The 19,967-nt window shown below is 43.0% G+C and carries 12 protein-coding genes and 1 pseudogene; 11 read left to right on the forward strand and 2 right to left on the reverse strand.

All coding sequences use genetic code 11. From position 1 onward, the window contains the following. Nucleotides 1-10 precede the first annotated feature (10 nt). The 5 genes from eboC (at nt 11) to IDJ77_RS08230 (ending at nt 5,815) form a co-directional block, all read left to right on the forward strand. The gene (eboC, locus tag IDJ77_RS08210) at nt 11-877 is read left to right on the forward strand and encodes a UbiA-like protein EboC (RefSeq protein ID WP_191188504.1); all 867 of its coding nucleotides are present in this window, start codon (nt 11-13) and stop codon (nt 875-877) included. Between the two features lie 28 nt (nt 878-905). Further along, on the forward strand, nt 906-2,054 hold the full coding sequence (locus IDJ77_RS08215; protein WP_191188456.1) for a 3-dehydroquinate synthase: 1,149 nt from the start codon (nt 906-908) through the stop codon (nt 2,052-2,054). Between the two features lie 15 nt (nt 2,055-2,069). Continuing rightward, the gene (eboE, locus tag IDJ77_RS08220; RefSeq protein WP_191188457.1) at nt 2,070-3,260 is read left to right on the forward strand and encodes a metabolite traffic protein EboE; all 1,191 of its coding nucleotides are present in this window, start codon (nt 2,070-2,072) and stop codon (nt 3,258-3,260) included. An 11-nt stretch (nt 3,261-3,271) separates the two neighbouring features. Then, nucleotides 3,272-4,633, forward strand: coding sequence for an alkaline phosphatase family protein (locus tag IDJ77_RS08225; RefSeq protein ID WP_191188458.1), 1,362 nt, complete (start codon nt 3,272-3,274; stop codon nt 4,631-4,633). A gap of 369 nt (nt 4,634-5,002) precedes the next feature. Next, the gene (locus IDJ77_RS08230; RefSeq protein WP_224751017.1) at nt 5,003-5,815 is read left to right on the forward strand and encodes a sigma-54 interaction domain-containing protein; all 813 of its coding nucleotides are present in this window, start codon (nt 5,003-5,005) and stop codon (nt 5,813-5,815) included. 186 nt (nt 5,816-6,001) lie between these two features. Here the strand turns inward: IDJ77_RS08230 and IDJ77_RS28085 are convergent. Then, a pseudogene (locus IDJ77_RS28085) lies at nt 6,002-6,280 on the reverse strand (IS982 family transposase); the annotation flags it as partial. 109 nt (nt 6,281-6,389) lie between these two features. On the opposite strand from IDJ77_RS28085, the gene IDJ77_RS08240 reads away from it, so the two are divergent. Next, complete coding sequence (locus tag IDJ77_RS08240; protein ID WP_191188461.1) at nt 6,390-7,832, forward strand: DUF1593 domain-containing protein; 1,443 nt, start codon at nt 6,390-6,392, stop codon at nt 7,830-7,832. A gap of 30 nt (nt 7,833-7,862) precedes the next feature. Here the strand turns inward: IDJ77_RS08240 and IDJ77_RS28015 are convergent, their stop codons facing one another. Continuing rightward, entirely contained in the window at nt 7,863-7,988 is a 126-nt protein-coding gene (locus IDJ77_RS28015; RefSeq protein WP_394368029.1) for an Arm DNA-binding domain-containing protein, read from the reverse strand. Between the two features lie 1,233 nt (nt 7,989-9,221). Here IDJ77_RS28015 and IDJ77_RS08245 point away from each other — a divergent pair. The 5 genes from IDJ77_RS08245 (at nt 9,222) to IDJ77_RS08265 (ending at nt 19,881) form a co-directional block, all read left to right on the forward strand. Continuing rightward, on the forward strand, nt 9,222-13,220 hold the full coding sequence (locus IDJ77_RS08245) for a PKD domain-containing protein (protein WP_191188462.1): 3,999 nt from the start codon (nt 9,222-9,224) through the stop codon (nt 13,218-13,220). 53 nt (nt 13,221-13,273) lie between these two features. Next, on the forward strand, nt 13,274-17,101 hold the full coding sequence (locus IDJ77_RS08250; RefSeq protein ID WP_191188463.1) for a DUF6443 domain-containing protein: 3,828 nt from the start codon (nt 13,274-13,276) through the stop codon (nt 17,099-17,101). 33 nt (nt 17,102-17,134) lie between these two features. Continuing rightward, nucleotides 17,135-17,479: a hypothetical protein gene (locus tag IDJ77_RS08255; protein ID WP_191188464.1), complete on the forward strand. Its 345-nt coding sequence runs from the start codon at nt 17,135-17,137 to the stop codon at nt 17,477-17,479. 657 nt (nt 17,480-18,136) lie between these two features. Beyond that, a complete protein-coding gene (locus IDJ77_RS08260) occupies nt 18,137-18,643 on the forward strand; it encodes a hypothetical protein (RefSeq protein WP_191188465.1) in 507 nt (168 codons plus the stop codon). Next, on the forward strand, nt 18,640-19,881 hold the full coding sequence (locus tag IDJ77_RS08265; protein WP_191188466.1) for a C-terminal helicase domain-containing protein: 1,242 nt from the start codon (nt 18,640-18,642) through the stop codon (nt 19,879-19,881). Before IDJ77_RS08260 ends, IDJ77_RS08265 begins: the two co-directional genes overlap by 4 nt. Nucleotides 19,882-19,967: the final 86 nt, after the last annotated feature.

Here is a 19,967-nt window from a genome sequence, read left to right on the forward strand (position 1 = left end):
TCTGCGCATGATGCGCCCGGCCAATATGGTTACTTCCGTAGCAGATGTACTGGCCGGTATCGCAATAGCCGGGGTTTTTACACGTGTGGCTGCGCCAACTGTTCCGGCATACTTGTCAAATATATTATTGCTCAGTTTTTCCACCGCCTGCCTGTATGCTGGTGGCATCGTTTTTAATGATGTTTTCGATGCTGAACTGGACAAAATAGAGCGTCCGGAACGGGCAATTCCAAGTGGTATTATTAGTCTGAAACAAGCCGCCACATTAGGCGTTATACTGTTGCTTTTAGGTATTACAGCCGCGTTTTTAAGCGGTATTGTATCCGGGCTTTTGGCTGCGGCTATCGCGTTTTTTGCATTATTATATAATAAGTTTAGTAAGCATCACTTTATTTTTGGCCCCTTAAATATGGGGATATGCCGCGGACTTAACCTTCTTTTAGGTATCAGTATTAAGCCACCGCTGCTGCCAATCTGGTATTTTTTAGCCATCGTACCGATCATTTATATTTTCTGCATTACGATGATCAGCCGGGGAGAGGTGAATGGCGGAAGTAAGCGTAACCTTTATATAGCAGCGCTTCTTTATGGCATAGTTGCGGCAAACATCGCTTATTTTGGTTTTTATAATCACACATTATGGTTAACAGCTTTTTTTCTATGCCCATTTTTATGGATGATATTTAAGCCGTTAATAAAGGCGATTAAAGACCCAGCCGGAAAAAATATTGGTGCAGCGGTAAAGGCGGGCGTAATATCACTGATATTAATGGACGCAGCCTGGGCGGCTACTTTCAGCACTATTTATGTGGCGTTGTTAATCGCTTGTTTATTACCCATATCCTTGTGGTTGGCCCGTATCTTCGCCGTCACATGATCTTTTAATTTATCGATCGAATTTTTTTATGCATCATTTACAACAGTCTTTTACTGTACAGTTTAACTATCAGGTATTTTTTACTGCAGGCCTGTTCGAGCCCGGGAACACGTTATTGAGCAGCTTTTTGTCAAACGTAAAAAGTAACGCCCACCGGAAGATTTTTTTTATAATTGATTCGGGAGTTGCCGATGCGCATCCACAACTTATTCAGGATATCAAAAATTATTTTGCCATAAATAAGGAAGTAAAACTTGTAGAGCATATACTTATTGTAGCCGGCGGTGAGCGTGTAAAAAACGACATCAGCTATTTTGACCATGTTCTGGCAGCCGTAAATGCATACGGGGTTGATCGTCATTCGTATATTGCAGCCATTGGCGGTGGTTCTGTTTTGGATATGGTGGGTTATGCCGCGGCCGTTTCACATCGCGGTATTAAGCTCATTCGGATCCCTACAACGGTATTGTCGCAGAACGATTCGGGTATCGGTGTAAAGAACGGTATCAATTATTTCAATAAAAAGAATTTTCTTGGAACTTTCGCTCCACCGGTAGCGGTATTTAATGACGAGCGTTTCCTGGCCACTTTATCAGACCGCGAATGGCGTTCGGGAATATCTGAAGCGATAAAGGTTGCTCTCATTAAGGACGCTGACTTTTTTAAATGGATAGAAGAGAATGCAGGTTTGCTGACAAGGCGCGATATGGCCGCCATGAACCACCTTATCTGGCGCTGTGCCAGCCTGCACATGGAACACATTGCCGGTGCCGACCCCTTTGAAAGCGGCTCATCACGCCCCCTCGATTTTGGACATTGGAGCGCACATAAATTAGAGTGCCTGAGTAATTTTGACGTAAAGCACGGCGAGGCTGTAGCTCTTGGCATCGCTTTAGATACCGTCTATTCTAACTTGTCGGGTCGTTTATCATCTGCCGCGAGCCGCAGGGTAGTTGATCTGCTTATGGCTTTAGGTTTTGAGGTCACCCATCCGCTGCTGCAGGTTAATGAAGGCACAAGCCCGATAATGGATGGCCTGGAAGAATTTCGCGAACACCTTGGCGGAGAGCTGACCATTATGCTCCTTGTCGCTATAGGCAAAGGTGAGGAAACCCATGAGATGGATGCTGGTTTACTTGAAAAAGCCGGGCATATTTTAGCCACCTCAACGCACTAAAACTTACAATAACATATGCTTATTAGAAACGCACATCTTACTTACTGCACTAACATACATCCGGGAGAAAGCTGGGATGCACACTTTTTGGCACTACAGCAAAGTTTCCCTCAGATTAAGGCAGATGTATCGCCTGACGTCAGCATGGGCATTGGTTTGCGTTTATCAAACCAGGCCAGCATCGAAATATTATCAGGTGATAATTTGCAACAATTTAAACAGTGGCTGCAAGAAAATGATGCCTATGTTTTTACGATGAATGGTTTTCCATATGGCGGCTTTCATGATGTTGTAGTAAAAGATCAGGTACATGCGCCGGACTGGACCACAAGTGAAAGGTTGGCTTATACCCAACGTCTTTTTGAGATATTGGCCCAGCTACTTCCTGAAGGAATGGACGGGGGAATTTCCACTTCACCGTTGAGCTATAGGAATTGGTTTGCCGGGGCTAATGAAGTGAAGAAAGCTACCATTACTGCCACCATGCAAATCCTAAAAATAGCTCAGCAATTAAACGAAATTTATGAACAAAGCGGTAAAATTCTGCACCTGGATATCGAACCAGAGCCGGATGGCTTATTAGAGACCGGCCGCGAGTTTATCGACTGGTATGAACAAGTCCTATTACCGCTTGGATCAGATTTCTTTGACGGTAAAAGCAATGCTGATACGATAATTAAGCGCCACATCAATTTATGTTACGATGTTTGCCACTTTTCTATCGGTTATGAAGTACACGAAGAAGTAGTGGCAGAACTTGCATTAAAAGGAATAAAAACAGGGAAAATCCAGATCAGCGCAGCACTTAAAGCCTCATTTGATAACGACTCAGAAAATAATCAGGCGATTTTGGATTCGTTTGCCAAATTTGACGAACCCACCTATTTGCATCAGGTTATAGCCCGGGAGAAAGATGGCCGGTTGACGCGTTATTCAGATTTGCCTGACGCTTTATTATTAAGTAAGGATGCTGCGGAATGGCGGGCCCATTTTCATGTGCCAATATTTTTAGAACAATTTGGCTTGCTGAGCTCGACCCAAAGCGATATTAAAGAAATATTGGCCATTTGGGAAACGCGAAGATTTACTAACCATTTGGAGGTTGAAACTTACACCTGGAATGTATTGCCTCCGGAGCTCAAGATTCCTATTGCAAGTTCAATCAGTAGGGAATTGGCATGGGTGGCCGGCCAGATTAAACAATAAACGTTTTAGCTATGAATAAAACCGTCGTTATAGATATTGTTGGCCTATCCACCTCGGTGATAGGTGAACATACACCATTCTTGACAAATTACATTGCGAAAAATAACCTAAACGTAATTGAGCCGTTATTACCCGCTGTAACCACATCCGTTCAATCTGCTTATTTAACAGGTAAATGGCCGGCTGAGAATGGTATTGTTGGCAATGGCTGGTATGATCGTGCCGACAGCGAAGTGAAGTTTTGGAAACAATCAAACAAACTGGTAAATGGTGAAAAAATTTGGGATAAAGCCAAAACGCTTGACCCATCATTTACCACATCCATGATGTTTTGGTGGTACAACATGTACTCTAACGCCGATTATTCGGTTACGCCACGGCCAAACTATCTGGCTGATGGCCGCAAAATGCCTGATTGCTACTCGCATCCGGCTAAATTGCGCGATGTATTACAGGAAAAGCTGGGACAGTTTCCACTGTTCCAGTTTTGGGGGCCTGGTGCGAATATTAAGTCGACGCGCTGGATCGCAGATGCTGCTATGTATACGGATGGCTTGTATGATCCGACACTTTCTCTGATTTACCTTCCGCATTTAGATTACTGTTTGCAAAAATTTGGGCCGGACTCTGTTGATATAATACCGGAGTTAAAGAAAATCGATGAGGTGGTAAAAGATCTGGTTGCCTATTACGAGCGTAAGGGTGCCAGAATCATCCTGCTATCCGAGTATGGAATTGCGCCGGTTAGTACCCCGATCCATTTAAACCGCTTGCTTCGCGAGGAAGGTATGTTAGGCATACGGATAGAACGTGGCCTGGAGCTGCTCGATCCCGGTGCTTCCAAAGCATTTGCGGTCGCTGATCACCAGGTCGCGCACATTTATATTAATGATTTATCAGTTACAGAAAAGGTCAAAAGCCTCATAAGCTCCGTTAAAGGAGTAGAACTGGTACTTGATCGTGCCGAACAAGCCAAATACCATATCGACCACGAACGTGCAGGAGATCTTGTAGTGATGGCCGATAAAGATAGCTGGTTCACTTATTATTTCTGGCTGGACGACGCTGTTGCACCTGATTACGCCCGCGTTGTAGATATTCACAAAAAACCTGGCTACGACCCTGTCGAAATGTTCATGACATCTAAAGGCCGCGCTGCCTATAAGCTGCTCCGAAAAAAATTAGGCTTCCGTTATGTAATGGACGTGATTCCGCTCGATGCTTTGCTGATTAAAGGGTCTCATGGCCGGGTAAATATTGAGGATAAATATAAAGCGGTATTAGTGTCCGGGAATAGAATTGACCAGCAAAAATTATCCTCCACAGATGTTTATGACGTAATTTGGGAAACATTGGTACAAACTTCTGCTTAAACGTTGTATACAATAAATAGATAACTCACAGAGCTTCCATCAGCAAGTATCAACATTTTAATTTGACCAAGTTGTTGGAACTTTAAAATTATCGAACACCCTTGGTCCGGTAACTTTTGCTAGCAAGCAAAAGTTACGCCTTAAACAGCTGGTGATAAGCTCTTTCCATGCTCTTCTTAAATGACATTTGCATAACAACGGTACCATTTTGATTATTGAAACCCTTTGTGTTTGCACTAACCTCCCCCAAGAGTTAATGACGTTTAAAAGAGCAATCTCGCCTGGGTCCTCTATCAAAGACGGCTTGATGAGCTGAAGCAAAGAACACGAATGAGCCTCCGGCAACATTAAGTATGGAGCCTGATGAGAATGTCGTCCAGGAGATCAAAGCCATTCGTGCCGATAAATTGTGCAGCACTGCCGGCAAACCTGATCGAGTCGGAACTGTTCGGGCACGAAAAGGGCTCTTTTACAGGTGCTGCAGATAAGCGGACCGGGAAGTTTGAACAGGGAAATGAGGGAACGGTATTTTTAGACGAGATCGGGGAACTCCCGGTTGAACTACAGGTAAAATTACTGAGAGTTCTGCAGGAAAAAGAAGTAGAACCCGTAGGCGGCAAGAAGAGAAAGATAGATGTTAGGATTATAGCTGCCACTAACCGCAACCTGGAAGAAGAAATTGCAAAGGGCCGGTTTAGGCTGGATTTGTATTACCGCCTGAATGTTTTCCCTATCACCCTGCCTGCTTTACGCGAACGCAAGGAAGACATTGCATCCCTGGCTAAGCATTTTGTGAACATTTTTGCACGGAAGGAAAATAAAGCAATCACAGGGGTAGCGGACCATGTGATACAAAGTATGCTCAATTATAACTGGCCGGGCAACATAAGGGAGTTAGAAAATCTGATGGCAAGATGCGTTTTACTTACCACCGGGCCAATTATTGATTCTTTAAAGTTGCCCGCCCAGGCTGGTGTGGCCCCGGTAGTACAAAAGGCACCTATCAGAACCATGACAGAAAACGAACGCGACCATATTTTAATGACGCTTGAGCGCTGTAACTGGAAAATACACGGAGAGGGCGGAGCGGCAGAATTATTAGGCCTTCATCCATCCACGCTCAACTCGCGAATGAAAAAACTGGGTATTGGTAAAAAGTACCTTAGCGATGAAAATAATTAATGCGCTATCTTAAAAATTTTCGTGCTTATTGACGATGCATGCATGATTTAGGCTTTTGACCTCAATGTCTGCCTTTCCGTGATTAGCTTTTAAAAAGCCGGATAAATGTTTAACAGATGTATTGTAGCCTTTCAACGTATTGGCCTCAAAACCATTCCCTAAGGGAATCGAACACGACTTATTACCAGGTTGAAGTTCGACAAAGCGGTTATAAGATACCAGGCCGGGGAACAAATCCCTTAAATGAGGTTGTGCAAAATGAACGTAAAAAGATTTCAGGTTAGTGAACTGGCTATAATGGAATGCGATCATCAGGGTAATGATCTCACTATTGCACAAGCCTGCTTTTCTGTTTCGTTTGCCTAAAGAATATTCTTGGATAAACTGTTTTTCAAGTTCTGGTGCTATTTCTTTGCAAAAGTCATCAACGTTTACAAAAATTTCTATAATTTTATCTCTGAGCATGAGGCGTTGATATTTATTAATAAATTGATTGCCAGTTATTTATGAGAAAAAAATCATGCGCTTTGCTTTCTTTATATATACTTTTCTTATCCCGAACTCACGTTAAATAATGAAAACAAGACTAATGCTAGTTGCGCTAGTTGTATTAAGTATTATACTGGCAACACACATTACGGCTTCTGGACAAACAATTGCCAAACATCGCCTGATTGTCATTACAGACATCGGAAACGAGCCTGATGATTTTATGTCGATGGTCCGGTTAATGCTATACACAAATCAAATCGACATTGTAGGGCTCATCGCTTCAACATCCATTCATCAATCAAAAAAGGTTAGCCCAGAACTCATTGAAAAAGTCATTCGTAGTTATGAGAAGGTGCAACCTAATCTTCTAAAACACGAACCCGGATTTCCGACAGCGCAAAAATTATTAAGCCTGGTAAAAAAAGGCCTTCCGGTTTATGGCATGGAAGGCGTAGGAAAAGGCAAAGATTCGGAAGGTTCGGACTGGGTCATCAAGATGCTTGAAAAGAATGACAGCCGCCCTTTGTGGGTGACTGTTTGGGGCGGCCCGAATATACTGGCGCAAGCACTCTGGAAAATCAGGGAGACTAAAAGCGAAGGGGAAGCAAAAAGGTTGATAAGCAAGCTCAGAGTATACACGATTTCGGACCAGGATAATTCGGGGACATGGATACGCAAGAATTTCCCCGACCTATTCTACATCGCAAGCCCGGGAAATTATTATGCGGCTACATGGTCAGCCATCTTACGCGTATTTCCCGGCGCCAACAACGCAGTCGTCAGCAATGATTGGCTTATGCGAAATGTCCAGCAGGGACATGGGCCGCTCGGGGCAATCTATCCTGATGTGTCTTTTGGAATGGAGGGTGATACCCCGTCCTGGCTCTCGCTGATTCCTAATGGACTGAACAACCCGGGGCATCCAAACTGGGGAGGTTGGGGCGGACGTTATGAATTTTACAAACCACCCTTTGACCCCAAGATGAAATGGATTGTTCCGCTGGAAGAAGAGACGAGACCATTTTGGACAAATGCCGAAGACGAATATACACCTTGGGTGCAGGGCAAATGGGGGAGCGCCATTGTAAAAGACACCGGTACATACAAAGACAACCATGTAACGATTTGGAGATGGAGAGAAGAAATCCAGAATGATTTTGCGGCAAGAATGGCTTGGTGCAATAAGGATTATAAAGCTGCCAATCACCCACCGGTTGTGAAACTCAATATGCCTGAACAGTTCACGGTAAAATCCGGCGAGGCATTTAGTCTTGACGGCAGTGCATCCTATGACCCTGATGGAGATGCCCTGAGTTTTCAGTGGTTTCAATACAGGGAAGCGGGAACGTTGCATAATACAATAGCGGTCACTCCGGCAGAAAACATGTCTGTCATTGCAGAGTTAAAAGCGCCAGAGGTAGGTAGTCTCCAAACTACTCACTTCATCTTGAAGGTTACCGATAAAGGAACGCCCCGGCTAACCCGATATAAAAGAGTAATTGTGACCATTCTTCCAAAGCTATGAACGATGGCTGTTCCATTTCGCCGGATCACATTAACATCCGGCAGACATTTCAGCACGTTTACCGTCTAAAGTAATACGCATGTAGACGGCCATAGGCCCGCCTTTGTGGTTTTTTTGCTTTCTCAGATAAAAAAGCAGATGGAAATTACTTTTCATAATTACAAGCTTAAAAGTGAAACAAAAGTAAGTTTGCAGCCTGCTGATATCAAAATGGTAATCGCTTTAATGCGTTGATAATCAAATAATGACGATCAATTCGGCGCGTAGTATATTTCCATTTAAGTACGCACCGAATCTGCCTCTTTTTGTTGCGATTTGGTGTATAAAATGGCATTTTGGCGCAAACAAAAAGACCTGCAATCATTTGATTTGCAGGTCTTTAGTATCTTTCGATATTGTTTTTGGTAACCCGTAGGGAAATCGAACACGACTAAAACCCCATTGACTGACAATACTTTATATGGTCCTCGATGTACTACGCACCGAATTACTAACCATTTTTTTGATGCAGATTAATCACAAATCTTACGATATAAAGATAAGAAATCTTTTAAACTGTTCCAACTACATTGAGCTATTTTTGGTGGAAATAAAGATGTACAACGTGAGATTATCTGCATTGCGAAAGCACAATCTAAACCAAATTTTCAGATATTTTTTTGCCCTTTGCTGATTACGTCTTCGGCACTTTTATTTAGAATATTCGTTAGTCAAAATTTAATTTGAAAAGGTGCATTAATCCATAATCATAGCTTAACCATCGCTGTGATTAATTAGTTTCCCCTGGACAGTTTGTAAGAACTGCCATTGAATATGTTAGTCGACAGGTAAAGCGCGTAAGAAGTATTAAGTTGAGGTATTTTAAGCTCAAATTACAATAATATATTAGAGGTCCCGAAAAGGTCACCCGAATAATGCAATTTATTGAACATTTTGTAGGTACTTCGAAATAAAAATCACCTTTCCAAAGGGCAGGTTGCGGTCCCGGTAAGCCTGGCTACAGCACCAACGAGATAAAGCCCAAGGAAGTAGAGGGTTCTGCAGGGCCGGCGGCAAGGGAAAACTAACTATAGGCCGCCCCGCGTGCCCCAGGCACTACACTTAATCTTCAGAAGGTAAAAGCTGCGGTTGGCAGTTATTTATTTATTTATTTGGATTTTTAATAACTTATTTAATATATTTATTTCGTTATCCCGAACCATAAAATATCACCAAATGAAAGCCTGCTACAATCATCTTTGCATTCCGCAACTATTTTTTTTACCGTTTCGGATTTGTTATTCAATACTTTTAGGCTCTATAAGAGACTGAGGTATTGGCTTCCCATTATAATTGTACTAATTTACTTGTAATATAAAGTGCTTAAGCTTTTCCTAAACCATTATCGTTATGCTGAAATATTTAATTTTACCTTTTTTTTGGATTTTTGCTGTTAGCGCCGTTGGGCAGGTTACAGTTAACCCGCTAACAGGTGCGGCTGCCGTCGATATACCAATCTATACCTTGAGTAGCGGGCAGGTATCTGCCTCCGTAAGCTTAAGTTACAGCACGTCAGGGGTTAAGCCCAAAGATGTGGAAGGCACCGCAGGCCTTGGCTGGAACGTCATAGCCGGAGGGGCGGTCAGTAGAGAACTTAGGGGGTTGCCGGACGATGTAACGAAAGACAACTCAACACCAACTGCATTGGACCTTCATGGCTGGATGTCATTTAGCCCTATATCACTTATTACAGGGTTCACCATTGCAAACGACAATAACTTCGCAACTTGTACAGATGAGTCGAATGATAACAGTTATATCAATACTAATTTAAGCACTACCAATGATGACCGGGAGCCGGACCTGTTCACCGTAAGTGCACCGGGGCTTTCCTGCCAGATGATTTTTGACAAGGCTACGAACCAGTTTAAATTGGTTAACTACCAAGATTTGGCCATCACTTACACCACTCATGGCGGCAGCGGTAGTAACTCAAGCCTCATTAATTCATTCACCATAACAACGGACAGAGGTATCAAATACAATTTTTCTGCCCCGCAACAGGCCACTGTTAAAACGGTGTTGGGCAGCGGTACTGCCACCTATTTTGCTACGAAATATAACAATTATAAAAATGGTGTAACATTTTATAATAGCTGGAACCTTATATCGATTACCGACCCTTTGGGTAACGGCATACAATTTAACTATTTGCCAACGACGGTTACTTATGGTACTGACCCCGTTATACTTCATTTATCCGGATCTTCGAGCCAAAGTATACAATATTATGTCCAAAGCCAGATCAGCTCTCAATTGTTATCCACGATAAATACATTCAATGTAAGCACCACCTTTCCTGGCTTAACGTTTTACCGCAATGATGTCGGTGGATTCCCAACCTCCCAAACCGGGCAACTCGTCATCAGGGAAATAATCGGCCTTGGGCGGGATTTTATATTAAATTATTCCCCTGTCGCCCAAAGTACCACAGGGTTCAGGCGGCTTTTTCTTCGCGGCATCACCGAGGCGGGCTGCAGTTCGCCGGTCAACTACAGTTTTACCTATGATGGCGAAAATCTATCAACAAATACAACGTTACTTCCTGACTCCACCTCTAATAATATCGACTACTGGGGCTATTATACCGGATCCGGGAGCTCATCGCTTGTCCCTAAGGTTTGGGTAAACCCTTTTAATGCCGGATATCCGCGTTATGCTATTTATAATCCCGCAACGGGGGCCGGGGGTTATGTATATTCTACCAGTGGCGGTGTAAGCCGCACACCGGTTGCACCCACGGGCGGCGTATCCATCGGCTGCCTTTCCGGCATCAAATATGCGCAAGGAGGCACAACAAGTGTATTGTATGAATACAATACGTATTATGATTTGCCATCCGCACAAAGTGTAGCAGGAGGTGGAGTCCGCGTCAAGCAAGTTACCGATTATGACGGTATTAGTACGGCAAACAATATGGTGCGTAATTACACATACACACTCCCTGGTACGTCCAATAGCAGCGGGAGGCCAATTTCGCTTCCTGCGTTCGCCTTTAGCGTTCCGTCAACTACCTCGTTAACCGGCCAAAGCCTTTGGGATTATATCACCGTGTTATCAGAATATGACATGTCGAATGACGACCACACCATTATGTATACCGACGTCACCATGAGCCAAGCCAATGCCGGAAGCACTTTGTATCAATATTATGTACCGGCCACACACTGGGATTTGGGCTCCGCACCGGTTTGCAGCGGCTGCGCTACAGAGTGGGCCAATTCTAAAAGCTATGTTGCGCGCAACAGTTGTACCGCCACTGACTGGAATATTAAAAATGATTTTTTCTCTTACCCGTTCCCGCCAAACCCAAATTACGATTTTGAAAGAGGTTTGATTAAAAAAGTAACTAATTTTAGCGGTGCCGGTATCAAAGTGAGCGAGTCTAACTATACTTACAGCCGCTCTAACGCCATAAATTCGGTCACCGCCTACAAAGCAGATAACCTCGCATTCGGATCCTTGTCTGCAAAAGCTTATAGTAAATATACAGTGTATTATAATACAAGCGAGCTTGTAACGCAGGTGTCAAACACGGTATACGACTCACCTACTTTATCCCAGGCGCAAACCAGCACAACCAACTATACCTATAATAGCCCTTATCACAAACTGCTTACACAAGAGCAAACCACTAACAGTAATGGTAGCATATACACAACAAATTTCACCTATGTTAAAGATTACCCTGCTGCCGGCAATGGAGGCACGGCCAGTAATAATGTGAAAGCTTTGTATAACATGCAACAATCAGCTGTTAATACCAATTACCTGGTAGAGACCTATCAACAAATTACAAAAGGCGGTATTACGTCTACCACGGTTGCGTCATTAACTTTGTACAGCCCCGTTACATTGGGAAGCAATACGCGTTACCTGCCCGCGCAGCAACTTAAACTAGTCTCGCCCGATGGTATCCCGTCGACTCCAAGCCCGTTCGTCCCGTATTCGGTAACCAGTACAACTGGTACTTATGATACCAGGTATTTTGTAACGGGCAACGTCGATAAATATGACAACTATGGCATACCGGTCACTACAAATGATAATAACCGGAATTTCAGTACAGCACTTACGGACCATTTATCAAGTAAGAGGGTAGCTAGCTTTTCTAATGCAAAATCAAGTGAAGTGGCGTATACCGATTTTGATACTGATCCCGGAACCGCACCCGGTAATAGTTTTACAGTAAGTGGAACTGGTTCTTTTACACCACTAGGCAGTCATGCAGGTAACGCTTACGGGTTGCCTGCTAATACTAAAACATTTACGTCGCCGGCGTTAAGCCGCAGCCTTATGACGAAATCATTTTATGCAGGTTCAACGCAATATTATAATATCTTTTCGGTGTGGATAAACGGCCCGGCCAAATCCAATACGTTATATATATCGCTAAACGGCGGCTCCGCAGTTGGCTATACTTATACCGGCACGGGCGACTGGAAATACTACGAGTTTCGTGTCAACGTAACAAGTATGCCGTCACCACCTTCTACGTTTACGGTCAGCTTTACTTCCTCGGATAATATTTCAGTAGATGATATTTTGCTTTATCCGGAAGCATCGGAGGCCTCAACTGTGACTTACGACCCAGTCTATCATTATAAAGTTGCCCAAACCAATACTAATGGCGTATCTGAGTATTTTGAAAATGACCAGTGGGGAAGAGTACTAAAGACTAAAGACCAGGACAAAAATATTACCCAACGCAATTACTATGTTACACCCGCCGATGCCCAGCCAGTTAGCTCGTTAGTAATTAGCTTGAACTCTATTGCTATACACGGTACCCCTACAACGCTTAGTGTAAGTTGGCTCAACTCTTGCGCTGCTGCGGGGCTCACCGTAGACTGGAATTTCGGGGATTTGTCAACCGTTAACGGTTATTCAGGATTAACAAGCCCTGGTCATACCTATGCTGCTGCCGGCACATATACTGTTAATGCAACTGTGCATTCGCCATTGTTTGGCAACATCACTCTTGCACCTCTTACCATCACGGTTGCTCCTGCCAGCCTACCATTAAGCTACATCAGCTACACATTTGGAAATGGTGACATTACATCGGTCACTTTTTACCAGGGCTCTACTTTGAAATATACCTTTACCGGCGCGCAGCTTAATACAGCGACTATATTGCAGGGTAATTACACCATTTATGTATCTCTTAGCGGAGGTTCCCATTATAATTCAGGTACCGGGCTAGGATATAATAGTGTTACCCTCAGCGGTGATTGTGCAGAAGACTGCAAGAATTGGGTATCGAACAATACATACTCTTTTACTATGAATTTATCGAATTGTAATAATCTCGGATTTACGGTATCGCAGTTTGCATGCGGCATATAGCAAGTAGAGTAAGTTAAAGAATTCAATCATTCACATACGCACATCATACTAAAATGGCACATAAAATATACCTAACCTTAATTGCCGTAATCACGATTGTATTTGGTTTTAAAGCCCAAGCGCAACAAGGGTTTGTGCAGCAGGAAATTATAAAAGTTGGAGGTATAACTACCGATGTACAGGCAGCAGGATTGCCTACTACTCAGAAACAATCCACTCGTTCCTATGTTGACGGGCTTGGCCGAATCATTCAAACGATTGGCGTACAGGCCAGTCCGCTGGGCAACGACGTGATACAGCCGGTCGTTTATGATAACCTGGGACGGCAGCCCGTTAGCTACCTGCCGTATGCAGGGCAAAGCGGAGATGTCAAAGCAAGCTACCGCACCAACGCCCTGACAGCACAAGCGACTTTTTATAATCAGACTACTCAATATATCATCGCAAAAGACGCAAACCCTTATACACAAAGCGTGTTTGAGAACAGCCCGTTGCAAAGAGTGCTGAAATCGGGCATGGTTGGTAACGGTTTCCAGCCGGTTGGAGGTACAGGTACCCAGCACTATAAAACGGTGAGTTACCGGCCTAACATTAGTACCACAGATGGTAATATTTTGCTATGGAACCCGGACGGTACTTATACTGTAAGCAGTTACTATGCTGATAACTCCCTGGCGGTAACCGATGGCATAGACGAAGACGGCGCTGAAACCCTTAGTTTTAACGATCTTACCGGGCGTACGGTATTAAAGCGCCAGAAACTTTCCGGCAGCAATATAGATACTTACTACATCTATAACAGGGCAGGGATGCTCACTTACACCATACCACCCAATGCAACTGCTATTTTAAGCGCAAATTCATACGCGTTAAACACAGCGCCATTAAGCAATATGGTATTTAAATTTACTTATGATAATAAGGGGCGTGTGGTTAGTAAAACAGTCCCCGCCAAAGGCCCGGTTTATATTGTATACGATCCGCTGGATCGACCCGTGCTGATGCAGGATGCAAATATGGCCGCAACGAACAAGTGGAACTATATTAAGTATGATGCAAAAGGAAGGGCTGTATTGCAGGGTATTTACGTAGACAATACTACTTCGCCTACCTCGCATATCGGGCCGGCCAATATGCAGGCTTATGTAAATACATTGGATTACAGCACCAATTGGTATGAAAAAAGTACCAACACCTACACCAATGGCTCTTATTACACTAACAACATTTTCCCAACTAGTAATATTACGTTACTTTCCTGTAGCTATTTTGACAGCTATGACCTCAATATTGACGGGACAGAAGAGTATGGTTATATTTCGCAGGGCGATTTTCCCGCAGGATTTACAGAAGCAGCAGCGACCACCGCAAAAGTAAAAGGGATGCAAACTGTTTCTGTTAAAGCGGTGGTACGGAACGGCCTTGCCACGGGAACTTGGATGGTAAAAGGTACGATGTATGATAAGCGTTTGAACCCCATACAGGAACAAAGTAATAACCTGATGTATTATGGCGGTCCGGTATTGTTTACCGATACCAAAACCACCATCCCTGATTTCATGGGTGTTCCGCTGGTCAGTAAAATAAAGAAACAGCCAACCTCAACTACCTGGGTATCGGTATTTACCATGCTCAGCTACGACCATATGTACCGCCTTACCGGTGTGAGCCAAAAGTATAGTACCAACAGTGCAGCGGGCAGCACAATGACGGTTGCCGCCTACAATTACAACGAGTTAGGGCAGATTCACAAGAAGAACCTCGGCTATATCAATTCTACTACCTGGCTGCAGAATTTGGATATGCGCTATAATATACGCGGGCAGTTAATTACTATTAACAATAGTAAGCTGGCCAGCGATGGAGGCATAACCAACAGCGATGCCAACGATGTTTTTGGCATGGAGATGCTATATGATGGGCAGGACAGCAACCTGGGCAATACCGGATATTTTAACGGTAAGCTGTCTGCTGTAAAATGGATGAGCCTGAATGCATCCGGTGTTAAGAGTTATGAGCGTAGTTATAAATATTCTTACGATGGCGTAAATCGTTATACGGCGGCCTCCTATGCAGAACGTACAACTACGGGTACTGGTGCGTTCAACAATAACATCGGGGGCTTTAATGAAAGTATTACCTACGATTTTGGCGGGAATATTACCTTCCTTACGCGCAACAGCAGTACCCAAGGGACTAACACCAATGTTCAGGTAGACAATCTAACCTATACGCAAAATGCGGCAAACCCAAACCGCTTAGATAAGGTATTGGATGGCGTAGGTACAAATTATACCAGCATTGGCTTTAAAAATATAACAGGGGCATTATCTACTGCTACCTACACTTACGACGCTAACGGGAATTTAACAGCCGATCCGTATAAAGGCATCGGGCTTGAATATAATGTCGTCAACCGGACAGATAAAGTGACTTTTACTTCATCGGCCAACCGGTATATCGATTACACCTATGACGCAAGCGGGCAATTGATCAGGAAACGGCAGTATGAAAACGTAGGCGGTGTTTCCACGCTTCAAGCCACCACCGATTACGTTGACGGTTTTGTATTTGTTAACAGTACCTTAAGCTATTTCCCGATGCCCGAAGGCAGGGTGATATATAGTTCCGGAGCTTTTTTACAGGAATTTGTGATAACTGACCAGCAGGGCAACGCCCGCCTCAGCTTCCAAAATGTATCGGGCACTTTACAGGTAAAACAAGAAAATAGCTATTATGGGTACGGCCTTGTAATGGCTAACAGCCCGGTAAGCACACCATCACAGGCGAATAAGCAGCTGTATAACGGCGGTAGTGAATGGCAGAACGACTTTGCCGACCTGCCCGATTATTATCAAACCTTTAACCGTAATTATGACGCTGCCTTAGGCAGGTGGGTAGGAGTAGACCCAGTTGCAGAATCGCAGGCCAATAAGAGCCCTTACCAGTATGCCGCTAATAATCCCATTACTTATAATGACCCGCTGGGAGACCTGCTGCCATTGCCTGGTTCAAAAAATGCGCCAATACCGCCAGCAATGCCAAATATCCCCACCCGACGGGGACCCTTAAACCCTAATTGGCAAAACGAAGGGGCATTTGATGACGACGGGCCATTTAGTTCTGACGAAGGTAGGGCAGGTGATTCTTTCTGGCATAATGAACCTGCTCAGGCTGATTATTCTACATTCTGGGACAATGCAATGACTTATCTTTACGACATAATGGATGCGCTCAAGGATTACACCGACTATGATGTAACCGTATCCAATGAATCCCTGGCTTGGGGCGTGATACACGAGAACGCATTCAACCTGGGGCTCGTAAATTCAGATGGCACTTTTACAACAGTGCAATCGGCTAACCCGGCAGCCTTCGGCGGATTCGATGTTGGCGAAAACGGGTCAGCAGCTCATGGGCCTAATGTTAGTGCCAGCCAGCTTAACTGGCAGAGTAAGGAATGGGGTAAAATGTATATAATAACAAATGTTGGTACAGGCGCATCGGTTACTGCCGGGCATGCATGGATAAGATTAGAATCAAAGAATGGAACTGTGACAACTATGTCGTTGTACGGCAACCGAGGGACGCAGGAATTTTGGGTTAATTTGGAAGCGAACATGGGTTATGGAGTGTCCTCAAGGTCAGTAAGCATAACGACTGCACAAATTCAATTAATAAATAATTTTAACTCGGTCGCAAGTAATGTAGATTGGAGTATGTCTTATACATGCGCAGGCTATTCAGCAGCGTTGTGGAACTATGTTACAAATGAACATCTATCGGCGGCAGAAAGTTATGCGGGGTTTGATACGACAACTCCGCGAACCCTAAGCGGCTCTATCAATTCCGCTAATTCCCCTCCATCGGGTAAGCCATAAAATAACTATATTGCCCACTTTTAATATAAGGAAATGAAAATCTTAGCTTTAGTTTTAATATTAGCGACTATGAAGGTTCACGCTCCTGATGATAGTTTAATTTCGATGTGCAAACACGGTAACAATATTAAAATAGAATACATACATTCTATTGAAAGCATCTATAATGTAAAAAGTAATGTGAAGGGCGATACACTAACCTTAAATGTTTATGTTTCTACTTCAGCTAACCTTAAAAGTTTTGAAGTTCCGGTACCTCCGAAAGTTAGATTTCTAAAATATGGTAAAACGGTAAAGGAAATTGCCAAGCTCGATGAATGCTCGAGTGCTAAAGTTTTGTCTGGAAAAGAAGCACTTGATTACTTAAAGAAACTTTAACTAATTAATATTTGACAATTGTATTGTAGCGGGGGGCAAGCAGCCAAACAGTATCTTAAAGCACCCAATAAGTGGGTATATTATTACAATGTGTCTGCCATCAAATTCGGCAGTATTCCAGAGATGCGCGGAAAGTGGATATTAATCCTTGGTCGCGGCACTTGTACTCCGTTCCCAATTTGGTGCCGGCGTGTTCGCATGTATGCAATGCACGCCGGCGATTAAAGCTCGGCTCGAGCCCCCCTGGGCTGGCGCTTAGGCCATCCTTGCCAGCTCTAATCGAACAGAATCCGAACCGCTTTTCCAAAATTTTCAAACATTTATTGACATTGAAATAGATGGTTTGTACCCATTGGGGTTCCACAGACTGGGTTCGAACCAATAATTTAAAACGCCATTTTACGCAAGTCCTCTAAGAAATAGTCGAGATTTGTCCAGCATGGGCTATTAATGCCCCCGAGCCTGAAACAGGATCGAACTTCGCACAGTAACCTTGGCAGCTAACAAATTTAATGAAAGAACATTTGCATAAGTTCAGTGGAAATGAATAATGATTGCGGTATCCCTTGTAGTGGATTTATATGCAAAGGTTCAGAATGATGAAACCTTAGTAAACCATACCCCACTTATGACGTTCTCAAATAAATACGCTCTGAGATGCCGATACAAACTAATTATTTCAAATTCCGTAAGCCGTTCGATTTTTCTGCTCATCAATACGATATCGGGCGGGCATTTTTTAGCAACAGGAGGTTAGAAGACAATTTCTTTTTGCTGAAAGTTTACAAGATATACGAAACAGAATACAACCAATTTTACGATTACCAGCTCTATTCTTATTTAAAAGCCAATCCGGGCAAGGAAGAAGGTTTTTTCAACCACGTCCACGATATCGTCACCAGCCGCATCCGGCACTTCAAACGACTAGACCCTTTCTCCGCAAAATATGCTTCCGGGCTTGAACAAACCCGGAAGCTTGAAGCATTTTTAGAATTCCTAAAAACCATTGACCGCTGGCACAAGGTCGAGCCTTTGGAATCGGTCATTGGAGAAAAGGATAAATTGATCGCTCAGCTAAAACAGCGGATTGCAGAACTGGAAGCGCAGTTAAGCTTTTTAAACAGACCCGGAGCGAACGTTATCAATATTCGATATATGCTTTGACCAGCTTCCTAAAAGAAGGAAAGCTAACGGAAAAAACCTATCAAGGTTTAAGTTATTTTGGGGATCTAGTACGCGGCTTACTTAAAATGCTTCTTTTTAAACGTTTAGAAAGTTCCGCTGTCTCTTTTTCAGCCTCGCTAAACCGAATAATTAGGAGGAACGAATTTGTATTAGCTTCGATTGAACAAAGAGGACTGGTTATTACGGGCAGAGCGGACCAACTACAACTATTTTTTGAATTAGAGCAAGAAGCTGATTTTTCAAAAATAAAAGTAAATGAATACCCTATAGAGGATTTCAGAAAAGATGATTTAGTTAATGCAATCTTATTTGATATTTCCGTTTTAAAAGAGGTTCAGGCATTAATTATTCCGTTAGTAAAAAACAAAAAAGAAGATAATAAATTCAATCAATTTATTAAGACAATCATTGCTCCTAACTGTAAGGAAAAGATATTAATTTTTTCGGAATTCACAGAAACCGTTGAATATCTATATAATAGAACTAAAGAACTATATCCGAATTTATTTATAGAGCGCGTTTCCTCATTCAAAACAAAGACCGAAGATAAAGCATCAATTGTTAGGCGCTTTTCACCGATATCACAAACTAACAGGTTGGGGTTAAATGCTGATGAACAGGAAATACAAATATTATTTACCTCTGATGTATTAAGTGAAGGACAGAATTTGCAAGATGCTCATATCGTTGTTAACTACGATTTTCATTGGAATCCAGTGCGATTAATCCAACGCATAGGGCGAATCGATCGCATTGGTAGCACTGCTAAAGAAATTAAAGTATATAATTTTTTGCCCGATGTTGATATTGAACAGGAATTGGACTTAAAAGGAAGAGTGCATAGTAGAATAAATGAAATACATCAAATCTTCGGTTCTGATAGTGCAATTCTTTCTAATGAAGAAGAGCTAAATGAAGAAAGTGTTTTTTCTATTTATTCCGATATGAGTGAAAATATACTGGATGCTGACGGGGGAATCTCGACAGTTTTCGATGAGGCAGAAAAGGTTCTAAACCAATTGGAAATAGATAGTCCATCGGAATATAATCGCATTATTAATTTAGAGGATGGAATTAGAAGTACACAATCATCCGAAGATAAAGGCACTTACGCCTTTTTAAGGGCGGGTAATCTAAATCGCTTATACTTTTTAAACGGGAAGGAAAGTACTGAAGCTATAGGGGAAATATTGAAATTGATTAAAACGAGCCCCTAGGAAGAACACAAAGTTGAGATCAAAACAGAGGAACATATTAAGAGATTAGCTCCGATCTATAAAAAGTTTAAAGAAGAGCTAAAAAA

Source organism: Mucilaginibacter pankratovii (assembly GCF_014773265.1).
Lineage (GTDB): Bacteria > Bacteroidota > Bacteroidia > Sphingobacteriales > Sphingobacteriaceae > Mucilaginibacter > Mucilaginibacter pankratovii.